We start from the raw sequence: 11,851 nt of genomic DNA, 5'->3' as shown, positions 1-11,851 counted from the left end.
CTTTTATTTCAGAATTTTCTTTATTTAGATTTTCAAATTTTCCATTACTAAGTTTTACTAAACCGAATTTTGAAGTTCCAATCCATTTATTCCCATTTGTATCAACAGTTATTGAAAGTAGGTCGTCGTCTATTAATTCAGAATTATCTTTTGAAAATAATTCAGATTTTTGTCCAAATACAATTTGCATTGTTAGTAATAGCAGTAAGCTAAGAGTGATTTCGAGTTTCATTTTTTTTATTTTTAATGGCACACAACGTGTTGTATAAGATTAGTTGCGTATTTAGAACACTAATTTACTAAATAAAACACGAACCAAGAAAGTCTGTTTGGACTTTGGTAAGTAATCAATAATCAAGCAATTAATTTTATACTTTGTTGTGGGCAGGTTTTGAATATATTTTACAGACCATTATAAAAAAGGACTGTCCTTTGTCTAGAAACCGAATTTTTTATTCTTAGAAATTCAAGAACCAAAAAAATAAAGCGCTCAGATTAGATTTTACGGAAACTGGCGGATTAGAAATTTCCTTTGTTAAAAAACAAAAATTTAATTACTGATCTAGGGAAAAAGAAACCGACTAAAAAAATATTTATAAAGTTGCTCAACCGCTAGGGAACGACCTTAATAAATAAACCAAAACCTTAGCTAAAATTTTTGTTTTTGTGCGCCAAAAAAAATTGGGTTTTTATACCAGACTTTGGCGGAAATTAAATTTTAAACCCCTTAAATCAAGCTTAAATATTTTAATTGAGTACTTGCCCACAACGTTCTTGTGTATGGTTAGTTGCGTGTTTAAGCAACTAATTTAGTAAACAAATACGAACGCGAGAAAATTCCGAAGGAATTTTCCAAATAAGCACTTACCAAAGCAATTAATTATACACGTTGTTGGCAATAGTTGTTATTTGTGTAAGTTTAAAAGAGAATCAACACGAGGCCTCCATATTAATAAAACTTCAGAATCAGTATTAGTAGATTGAAACATGTAATCTTCAACATCTTCTAGCTCTGAATATATTCTATCTCCAACATTCTCTAGGTCGCGAAACTTTGTTTTTTTGTCGAACTTGATTTTATCAATTTCAGCATTAAACTTTCTAACGTAAACTTCATTTAAATCAAATATCAATTTTTGGATCTTCATTTCAAGTTTCATTCCTGGCGCAAGAGTGTCTTTAATCCAAGATTTATCTTTGTCAAAATATGAACGAACATATGCTTTTTCAATACTATTGGCTTTTAAATTAAAGCCGTAGTAATAATAAATATTGCTTTTTGATTTCAGATTTATGTCAGCTTGAAAATCAGAATATTTTAATTCAACATCTTCAGACCAGTAAATGGCATCTTTAGAAATGAAATAATCTTTTATATCTATTCTGAAATTCCAATATATAATGAAGATTATAATTAATGAAATGAATATTATCGATAGTCTCTTTTTCATAATTATTGCCAACGTGTTGTATAAGATTAGTTGCGTATTTAGAACACTAATTTAGTAAATAAACCACGAACCAAGAAAGTCTGTTTGGACTTTCGTAAGTAATCAATAACCAAGCAATTAATTTTATACTTTGTTGTGGGCAGGTTTTGAATATATTTTACAGACCATTATAAAAAAGGACTGTCCTTTGTCTAGAAACCGAATTTTTTATTCTTAGAAATTCAAGAACCAAAAAAATAAAGCGCTCAGATTTGATTTTACGGAAACTGGCGGATTAGAAATTTCCTTTGTTAAAAAACAAAAATTTAATTACTGATCTATGGGAAAAAGAAACCGACTAAAAAAATATTTATAAAGTTGCTCAACCGCTAGGGAACGACCTTAATAAATAAACCAAAACCTTAGCTAAAATTTTTGTTTTTGTGCGCCAAAAAAAATTGGGTTTTTATACCAGACTTTGGCGGAAATTAAATTTTTAACCCCTTAAATCAAGCTTAAATATTTTAATTGAGTACTTGCCCACAACGTGATTGTGTATGATTAGTTGCGTGTTTTAAGCACTAAAGTTAGTAAATAAAAACTGAATAGAAAATCCGCGAGGGTTTTCGTAAGTAGGCTAAAACCAAGCAATTAATTATACACGGTGTTGCCAGTAGTATTTATTCGCTTTCAGTTTTTTCTTTAATTATCTGTTTAATTTCGTTTGAAACTATCTGACATTCTTCAATTGATTTAATTATTTTTTGATATAAATTTTCGTATTCTTTCCACTTTTCATTTCCTACAACATCTTGAAAGTTAATGTTTGTAGTTTTCTTCCAATTCTCAAAATTTCTAATACGTTTTGCTCTTTCGTCTATATCTGAAATTTGTCGTGAATATGGTGATTGTTTAGCAGAACTATAAATCCAATCGAACCAGTTTCTATTTCCTTTTGATTGGTTACATTTTCCGCAAGCAGGAACAAGGTTCTGAATTTCAGTAATAAATCCCGTAAATCTTTTATTTTTTATTAAAGGTTGTAAATGGTCCCATTCAGTTGATTTGTCGCCACAGTAAACACATTCAACTTTGTCTTTTGATAAATTGAATATATTAAGAACTTCATCTATTTCCTTTTCATTTGGTTGAATAATAGGAATTACTCCATTAATGAAAGAATTTGTTATTGAAGAAGTTCTTCCTTTTATTGAAACAGCATTTGGTATCTTAAATATGCTCTTATATTCAGAACTTAAAGTACTTTTAGTACTTCCAATATTCTTTTTTGTTTGCTTGAGAGCCAATTCCGAAAGAGTTAATTTCATATTCTGACTTTTATTATTAACCATTCTAACATACTGCCTCATCGCAGTTTTATATTTAGAAATAGAGGCAATGTTTTTTCCGTTTTCTAAAATTCGGTTTACGATTTTTTCAAGACTTTGTTCGTCATATAAATTCTTTCTTGAAATATCTTCATTTATTAATTTTGAAACTGAATTAAGGTAAGAAATATATGATTTTGTTGAATCAGCAATTTTATCTTTTTTTCCGACACCATTATTAATAATCCATTTTAAATACTTTCCTTCTTCAATTATCATTTAGTTCTGTCGGTTTTTTATATTACTGGCAACGTTTGGTGTAAGAATAGTTACGTGTTCTAAGGCACTAATTTAGTAAATAAAACACAAACCAAGAAAGTCTTTCTAGACTTTCGCAAGTAAGCGATTACCAGTAATTATTTTTACACAGTGTTGTGCGTAGGCTTTTTTCCGTTCAACTTATTTTTATTCCGCCAAGGAAATATTCTAAATTTTTTATTTTTTAGCTAAAGTAATAATTTTTACTTCTATAAAACACAAAAAAACGTTTTGGCTTAAATTCCGTGTGTTATTATTTTATTTTTTCCGCACGTTTTCCATGCAGTTTTTCATTCCGCACATTTTCGGCTTGCTAATTTTCGTTTTACAGACTAAAGTTCAAACAGTTATTTTCGGCAAACAATTCCACCATAATGTTTAGCCGTTTTGCATTTCATTCCAAACTTGACCTTAAAAACGAAATTTTCCCGTGAAGCAAAGAGTTTGTTATTTAAACCGACTTTAAAAATTCCGATTGAGTGTTAAATTTTGCAGTTTTTTGTTCTGTTCAGACTTTCAATTCGTTGTTTTTAAAATCGAAATTTACCAATTGAAGAAGCGTGTTTCTTATTTTTTTCAGCTTACGCACAACGGTTAGTATAAGAATAGTAGCGGATTAAAATGTACTAATTTTCAGTTAATCACAGACCCTATTTATATTTACTTACTTTCGTTTTAGCGATAAAGCCGCTATTATTTTTATACATTGTTGTAAGCTGGCTTTCCACGTCCTGCTTGGTTTTCCTAAGTTTTAATGTTAGTTAGGAAGTGAGCGTTGGCAAAGACATACTCTTTTGCAATTTTTGGCGTAGCATTGGTTGGTGCGAATTGCAAATGTGTATGGCTTTTAGCGTTGGCTTTTTGCTCTATTCATAAACAAACTTGCAATAAGTCCAATTCCGACAATCATATCCACAATGTTCCATATTACTCTTCCAAGTGCTATTTTGAAAAAAGGTTGAAAGAGTAGAGCAAGTCCACCGTAAATAATCATTTCTGTATTTTCGCCTTCTTCATTTGCTTTATACGCCAAAATTCCAAATCCGATTAATGCCACAAATCGAACAAATTGGTAAAATCCATAAGGCATATCCAATAAACACAGAAAAAATAAAGTAGTAAGAACTATCTTAATTATCGCTTGTAAATTCAATTTCATCTGTAAATTCTTCGTGTAAACCATAGTTTTGAAAGTCAATCAAGTATTTCATTTGTTTTGGAAATTGAGTGATTATTGTTTCTTCCGAAATGCCAAGTTTTGACTTTATCATTTGAAGAAACTTTACTTCGCTATCTTCAATTATATTATCCGATTCAATTGTTCGGATTAAAACTTCAATTAATAAAAGTTCTTGTTTTTCATTAAGATTTAGTTCACTTAATTCGTTCAAATATTCGTTGATTGCTTTTTTGCCATTTTGTTTTATATAGCTCAAACTTGTTTCAAAAGGTTGTTCTATATCAAAACCCATAAAGTAAATTTCATTATCTGCCATATTCTTGATTTCTGTGATTTCAGATTCATCAATTGAACCATCACAAGCCATTACAGAAATAGCCGATTTTAATAAGAAATTTTGAAATGCTTCTGTTTTCATAATCCAAATCCGATTTTAGTTGTTATATCTTCTTTAGAACCTCTTGGCAATAAATCAAGTAGTCCAAAATTTATTTCTCTTAATCTATCCCAATTTTGACTTTCAATAGCAAAATTGCCTGCATCAGTAAGACTTTTTGCTTGAGATTGGTCATTCATTTTTGATTGGTCGTTGAGAAGGCGTCCAAACATTCCTTTAAGAAAATCTGGGGTTCTCCATCTAATCTGCCCCATAATACTGTGAAATTCATCCGATTTTTCTTGAATTTTCAAAGGGTTTTTAGTTGCCATAAAAGCACTTTCTTGAGAAACTATATCGTTAAATGTTTTACGCTCGTGGTCATTTCCCGAATCTTCAATTAGTTCTTCACATTCTGCTTTTGTTTCGTAGTAATAATCAATTGCTTTTTGAAGGCGTTTGTTTTTTGTTGCACTATCTATTTTTTGTGCAATTTTTCTTTTCTTGTCTTCTAATTGGTAACGTTTATCAGTTACGTCATCATCAGTAAGGCTTTCAGCTTCATCTGCTACTGCTTCCATTTCCTTTTTCACTTTAGATAAAGCACCAGCGGTTTCGTAATCTTCTTTTTCAGTCGCTAACTCAATTTCTTCATCAAGTTTGGATGATAAGTCTGTTACTTGACCTTTTAGTAAAGTAATGTTTGTATCTCTTACTTTTGGATTAAAAACGTTTTTAAATTCTTGGTCAGACATATTTAAGTAACCTGAAACAGTAACGTCTCTGCTTTCAGAAATCATAATAGCAATTTCAAGGTCAGAACCTTTAGCAATATCTCTTGAAACTTGTTTACCTGTAATTTCAATGACACCTATAAGTTTATTTGCTTCTGGTAACGATGTTTGGGGTCCTTCATAAACGTTTATCCAAAGTCTATCAGATTCATTGCCTTTCAAAATTGGTTTGTTAATAGGAAAAGTCAAAGTCCTTTTTGTTGGAAGAACAGAATTACGTTCAAAAATTAAGGCTAATCTTGTTTGCCCTGGATTGTCGTAGTCGTCAACTTCTAAACAAATATCTTCTGGAAGTGGTTGACCACTTATGCCAAATCCACTATTAATCCCAATAGGTTCAATACCAGTTTCAATAACATTATTTTGACCATCATAAACTGTCAATGTAAAGAAGTTATAGGTATTCTCAACTAAAGGCAAATCTTCATTTATTCTTTCTGAAAGTTTTTTTAAAGCTGAATCAAAGCCACCATCTTGACGTACTATTTTATAAAATAGTCCTTCGATATTTCCTTTTATTCTTGCTGCAAAAAGTTCGTCAGTTTCCTTTGATGCTTTATTGTAACTTGCTTTTATAGAAATTGAATATTGTTTTTTATCTGATTTATCTTTTGAAATCTCCTTTGGTTTGGTAGCTGCGTAATATGCAGCACCAATTGCCACAGCAGTTGTTGGGTCAATTTCGCAATTTGCAGGTATTTGCAAAACTTCTTCAACACGTTGTCTTACAAAAGGTATAAATGTAGAACCACCAACCATTAAATTAAATTGTACATCATTTGATGTCAATGAATTTCTTGTTAATATGGTTTTAATCATATCGATTGTTCCATCAATTGAATCTTTAATTAAATCATTAAATTCTGATTTGGTAATCGTAATTTCCATATCAACTTCATTGCCTTCTTCATCTTTCATTCGTTCAACAATAATCTCTGCTGATGAAACTGCCGATAATCTAATTTTAGCTTCTTCTGCTTGATTTAAAAGAGAATAGTATTTTGCATTGTATTTTCCCGTAGCACTTTTCATCTGATTTTCTAAATCTTCAAAAGTATATTGCTCGCAAATTTTTGGAATGATTAATTTTTCTACAATCAAACGGTCAAAGTCAGAACCCCCTAAAAAGTTATCGCCTTCGTGGTCAACAACTTTCATTTCACCATCTTTGATTCTTACCAAAGCGACATCAAATGTTCCGCCACCTAAATCATAAACAAGCCAATTCCCATCAGTAAGTTCTTTAGACTTTTTCATATTTGCATAAGCCAAACTTGCTGCAATTGGTTCTTGAAGTAACACAACTTGTTTGAAACCTGCTTGTTTGCCTGCTTCTTTGGTTGCATTTGATTGAATAGAATCAAAAGAAGCTGGAATTGTAATTACAATAGATTCCAAAGTATCACCTGTGTTTACGAAAGTTTTCAATTCTTTTAACACTTGTGCCGAAAGGTCAACAGGTGTTTTTGATTCGTTTATAGATTTTATTTGAAAACTTTCAGATGTTCCCATTTTGCGTTTGAACAGACCTACAACATTGTTCGGGTCTCTTTCCAAATATTCCTTGGCTTTGTTTCCGACAACTATTCTGTCTTTTTTATAATAAACAACTGATGGCAATGTTGAACGTCCATAGTCTAAAGGATTATTGAAAACTATTACGTCTCCTTTTACAAATTTTGCAATGGCGGAATTGGTAGTTCCTAAATCTATTCCAATGTTGATTGTGTTTTCCATTCTATATATTTTAATTTTTTGATTCAACGACAACCACGCCTTTTCTGGCGATTAAAGTGCTTCCGCCACTTTTATATCGTATGATTGGTTTGATTACTTCTTTAATAAATAAATTCTCGGTGGAATTACCTGATATACTTGCTTCTAAATCTAATCGAGTTTCATTATAAGATTCTCCAATAGGATTATGATAAGTAAAACCTATTTCTGAACTTATTGAGCTTGAAAATAGATTTGTTTCAAATATAACTTTCATTTTATTAAGATTTCTTGAAATACTGTTCGATTCCTCAATGTTTTTAAGTTTTCTTTCAATTTCAAAAAGTTGGTCTAATAACTGAAAATATGGTTTGTATTGTTTAAAATTTGGTTCTAACATATTTGTATATTTTATGTGTATGCTTATCTATTTTGTTTGTTTAATTTCGAAAGTATCATTTCTATAAAATTTGTTGTTACCTTATTTATAAAATAATATCCTCGACCAAATATTAATTGCAATAGACTTTCTAGGTTTGAGGCTGAAGGTTGATTAAAAGACCAGCTATAATCCAATTTTTCAATAAGTAAAGGGTGATTTCTTAAAACTAATTCTGAATTATTTTTAACTCCTTGTTTATTAAAGTATAATGCGATTATTACTTTGCTTATTACCCAGCTTAAAATAATAGTGCCAATAATAATATAGCTGTTTTTTTGGTTATATTCGATATTTAGAAATAATGATAAACCAATAGTTACTATTAAAATAGGATAGTAGACCATTTTTCCTAATAATTGCTTTTTTTTACATCTTTTGCAACGTGGTATAAAAATACTGGCAGTTCTAAATTGAACTTGAGTAGAACGCCCAGAAGAGTTTCTTGACGTTTCATTGTATATTTCTTTTGTAATACCGACTTTTTTATCAGGTCTGTTCGTCTCGCAAAAGTGGCAAACAAGAACGCCTTCATATTTCTTTTCTAATTCTTGTAGTTCATTTTTGTCTTTTTGAAATTTTGATTTATCAGATTCGTTGACGTTAATTTTTAATGAGTAATTAATTAAAGCCAAAGCATTTTTAATGTCGCTTTGTTTGTTCCAACTCGCAATGGACATACTGCGAATAGAATATCCAATCTGTGTTCTAATCTCGTTAGCAAAAGAAGGCAATTTGTTGAGTTCATTTAAATCGAAGGATGATTTTACATATGATAAAGCATCACTTGCTTTTAATGTTTCATCTTCAACATTATCAACTTTACTTTGAATTGAAATTAAAATCTTTGCCCATTTTTTTAATAATGGTGCATTCTCTTCTTGTTCAATTCGTTCATCGTTTTTCTTCTTTACAATGTTATAATTTTTTTCAAAAGTTGGTTTAGATACACTTTCAATATTTAATTCGAGCAAATATTCTAAAAGCGAAAGTGGAACAGAGGTCGTATTAAATTCATTATAGATATTGAGTTGCAGAAAGTTTATTGATGCGGCAATTTTGTTTATTTGACTTTGAAAATAAATTGGCAGTTTGTTGAGAAATTCGCTTGGAAATTTCTTTTTTATAATTTTAACGACTTCATCAATATTGCCATCAGTATAATTTGATGTTTCTTCCTTAATTTCTTTGGTAAGTTTGTCGGTTTCAGCAATTCGTTGTTGAATTTCATTGCCCAAACTTTTATAAGCTTTATTCAAATCATTTTTAGAAATAAGGTATTCGGCTCGAAGAGCCGAAGAGAATAATTCTAAATCTTTATTTTGAAAAGACTTCAATAATATGTTGTCAATTTTTGCCGAAAAGTACGGACTTATAAAATCTACAAATTCTGGCAATTTGTAAATGCTTTCTTGTTTTTGGTTGTTTAGAAGTTCGTTACTTCCATTTGCCAAAAATTTGTTGAGCTCAAAATTGGTCGATAAGTGTGAATAAAATTCTATTTTGTTTGTATCTTCTAATTCTTCTATTGCTCTTTCGCAATCAGATTTTGTTAGTTTCTGTCCGTTGTATTCATAGAATCCGCTGTCGGATAAATCTATGTCGGCAAATAGTCTTCGCTTGGATTTTTTTATAATACTTGAATCTATTTGATTGACTTCTTTGTCTTTTAGTTCAAGTATCTCAATAGGATTTATGTAAACCATTTCTTATTCAGAATTTATTTTTCTATTTGCTAAAATAATTTTTATTTTTTTTATTTATTTACGGTTTTCCGTATTTTGCTCATTTTTTTTTTCGAGCGTTGGTGAAAAATAGCTCTTTTGGTTTTTTTAGCGTTAGCTTATGTGACGGCAAAAACCAAATGTGCTGTTTGTGCGGCTGGCTTTTCAGCTTGCTTACAACGTGTTGTATAAGATTAGTTGCGTATTTAGAACACTAATTTACTAAATAAAACACGAACCAGGAAAGTCTGTTTGGACTTTTGTAAGTAATCAATAACCAAGCAATTAATTTTATACTTTGTTGTGGGCAGGTTTTGAATATATTTTACAGACCATTATAAAAAAGGACTGTCCTTTGTCTATAAACCGAATTTTTTATTCTTAGAAATTCAAGAACCAAAAAAATAAAGCGCTCAGATTTGATTTTACGGAAACTGGCGGATTAGAAATTTCCTTTGTTAAAAAACAAAAATTTAATTACTGATCTAGGGAAAAAGAAACCGACTAAAAAAATATTTATAAAGTTGCTCAACCGCTAGGGAACGACCTTAATAAATAAACCAAAACCTTAGCTAAAATTTTTGTTTTTGTGCGCCAAAAAAGATTGGGTTTTTATACCAGACTTTGGCGGAAATTAAATTTTAAACCCCTTAAATCAAGCTTAAATATTTTAATTGAGTACTTGCCCACAACGTGTTTGTATAAGAATAGTTGCGGGTTTGTATGCGAGGATTTTCCGAAGGAAAATCAGACGTTACAAACACGCAACGACCTTTGATTAAGCACTAAGCCGCAATTATTTTTATACGGTGTTGCCGTCTGGCTTTCTGCGTTCTGATTCTCAGTTCACTGTTATTTTTATATCATTATTTAATTCCAAAATTTTTCTAACGAACGTGTCATTTGTAATTGGACTAATATAAATTTCGTCATATTTTCCGTATTTAATTATCAATCCATTTTTAGCGGTCGCTGGTTTCATTCCTGACCACATCGTTTTGCCTTTTATTATTTCGCGTATTTGTTCGAGTTCAATTTTTCCGTGAAATGGTCCGCTTTTATATTTCAATTCCGATTGAGTGATTTCGTATTCAGTTCCGAAAAACAACCACAAGAGTAATCCGGTAACAAGTAACAATAAAATATCAGTCCATATAAATTCATACTTACCTTCAAAAAATATCCGAACGAAAATAATTCCGATAAAAAATACGCAAAATCCGTAAATGAAAACTCGGAAAAATATATCTTTTCTACTCTTAAATTTCATTCGCAATGTTTTTTTTTTAAGCTTGATGGCAACGTCCCTGCATTCACGCCGTGCCGACCGAATGGGAGGAATGGACGAGAATGCATTGTTGGCTGCTGCTTTTATTTTTTTCAAATCCAATCGTTATTTGTCGCTAAAAATAAAGTCTTTTTAAAAATCGAAAAACTTAAATGAAAAAACTATTTTCAGTTTCAAAAAATCGACTTCCTTTTTGTCAACGCTGAACTAAATATAAACTAAAAATTTGATTTGTCTTTTTCGGAGGGTAATTAATTCTCTGAGAGTAAGCGTCAAATCTTTGCCTTTAAATTAGTTCTTGCCTTTTGTAAATGTAATGTTATAAAAAAGATTAAAAATCCGTTTTTCAAACCCTTTAGATTCCTCTTTGTCGAAATACCACTCTCCTATTTTGTAAAACTTCTTTTTGCGCTTCTTTAAAAGATAAAGTTTCGATTTTTAAAATCCGTTTTTGATTGCTTCTTTTTTCTTTTTTTAGTTGCAGCCAACGTTGTTGTGTATGATTAGTTGCGTTTTTTAAGCACTAAAGTTAGTAAATAAATCACAGATAGAAAGTCCGCGAGGACTTTCGTAAATTGGCTAAAACCAGCAATTAATTATACACGGTGTTGGCAGTAGTAATTTTTTCTTTCGTATTATAAAATATTCCTTTTTTATTTAATAAATCATTTTTCTTGTATTTCTTAAGAGGTAAAAAGTCAAATCTAATTGATTCAATTAATGGTAAATTTTCTGTATAAGTTCCATCTCCGTTGTTATATGTCAAACCCATTGATGTTTTCAAAATATTATTTGATATTCTACTCAAAGTGTCGTTCGCAAAATGAAATTCAATATTTCCAAGATTTAATTCAACAGTATCAGGTAATTTTTCCCCAAGTTTTCTTTTAATTCCGTTAAATTGAATTTTACTATTTAAAAAATTCAAATTATCAAAATAATATTCTTTTAAAGAACCAGCATTAGCTCCTTTATAAGTATTTATTTTAAGGGTTATCTCATAAACCTTTTCATATGAAATTTTAAAAAGAGTATCTTTTGGATAGATTTCGTAATGTTCAAAACGATTTATTTCAAGAGTATCTTTGTTTATCCATTTCACTATTGTTCCATCTATTTTTTTTCCTTTGTTTTTCAGTAAAAGGTTCTTCCGATTTTATTATTCTCGTTCCACAAATATCGTCGGTAAATGCGAAATCAGAATTTCTACAATATGAATAAATAAAATATTTATCATTCAATGTTTTCTGTTTAAATA

General features: G+C 30.0%; 11 protein-coding genes. All 11 read right to left on the bottom strand.

Features of this window, described 5'->3' with window-relative positions; translation table 11 throughout:
* A partial coding sequence (locus RH82_RS15750; protein WP_156112510.1) for a hypothetical protein occupies nt 1–232 on the bottom strand: 232 nt, incomplete at its 3' end.
* Between the two features lie 673 nt (nt 233–905).
* Entirely contained in the window at nt 906–1,451 is a 546-nt protein-coding gene (locus tag RH82_RS15745; RefSeq protein ID WP_034062172.1) for a hypothetical protein, read from the bottom strand.
* 659 nt (nt 1,452–2,110) lie between these two features.
* Entirely contained in the window at nt 2,111–3,037 is a 927-nt protein-coding gene (locus tag RH82_RS15740; protein WP_206420437.1) for an HNH endonuclease, read from the bottom strand.
* An 886-nt stretch (nt 3,038–3,923) separates the two neighbouring features.
* On the bottom strand, nt 3,924–4,235 hold the full coding sequence (locus tag RH82_RS15730) for a DUF6804 family protein (protein WP_034062188.1): 312 nt from the start codon (nt 4,233–4,235) through the stop codon (nt 3,924–3,926).
* Nucleotides 4,207–4,674 (bottom strand): tellurite resistance TerB family protein, encoded by a 468-nt coding sequence (locus tag RH82_RS15725; RefSeq protein ID WP_052158384.1) that lies wholly within the window; start codon nt 4,672–4,674, stop codon nt 4,207–4,209. Before RH82_RS15725 ends, RH82_RS15730 begins: the two co-directional genes overlap by 29 nt.
* Nucleotides 4,671–7,163 (bottom strand): Hsp70 family protein, encoded by a 2,493-nt coding sequence (locus RH82_RS15720; RefSeq protein ID WP_156112509.1) that lies wholly within the window; start codon nt 7,161–7,163, stop codon nt 4,671–4,673. Before RH82_RS15720 ends, RH82_RS15725 begins: the two co-directional genes overlap by 4 nt.
* A 10-nt stretch (nt 7,164–7,173) precedes the next feature.
* Entirely contained in the window at nt 7,174–7,542 is a 369-nt protein-coding gene (locus RH82_RS15715) for a hypothetical protein (RefSeq protein WP_034062185.1), read from the bottom strand.
* A 23-nt stretch (nt 7,543–7,565) separates the two neighbouring features.
* Nucleotides 7,566–9,287 carry a hypothetical protein gene (locus RH82_RS15710; protein WP_034062184.1) on the bottom strand — a complete coding sequence of 574 codons (1,722 nt, stop codon included), beginning with the start codon at nt 9,285–9,287 and terminating at the stop codon, nt 7,566–7,568.
* An 859-nt stretch (nt 9,288–10,146) separates the two neighbouring features.
* Nucleotides 10,147–10,689 carry a PH domain-containing protein gene (locus RH82_RS15705; protein WP_316930945.1) on the bottom strand — a complete coding sequence of 181 codons (543 nt, stop codon included), beginning with the start codon at nt 10,687–10,689 and terminating at the stop codon, nt 10,147–10,149.
* Between the two features lie 496 nt (nt 10,690–11,185).
* Nucleotides 11,186–11,695, bottom strand: coding sequence for a hypothetical protein (locus RH82_RS15700; RefSeq protein WP_034062182.1), 510 nt, complete (start codon nt 11,693–11,695; stop codon nt 11,186–11,188).
* Nucleotides 11,667–11,851, bottom strand: a 185-nt coding sequence (locus RH82_RS18690) for a hypothetical protein (protein WP_034062180.1), incomplete at its 5' end; no start/stop codon positions are given. The genes RH82_RS15700 and RH82_RS18690, both read right to left, overlap by 29 nt.

The sequence above is a fragment of the Lacinutrix jangbogonensis genome, from assembly GCF_000797445.1.
GTDB classification, from domain to species: domain Bacteria; phylum Bacteroidota; class Bacteroidia; order Flavobacteriales; family Flavobacteriaceae; genus Lacinutrix; species Lacinutrix jangbogonensis.
This window is presented reverse-complemented; position numbering and strand designations above follow the sequence as displayed.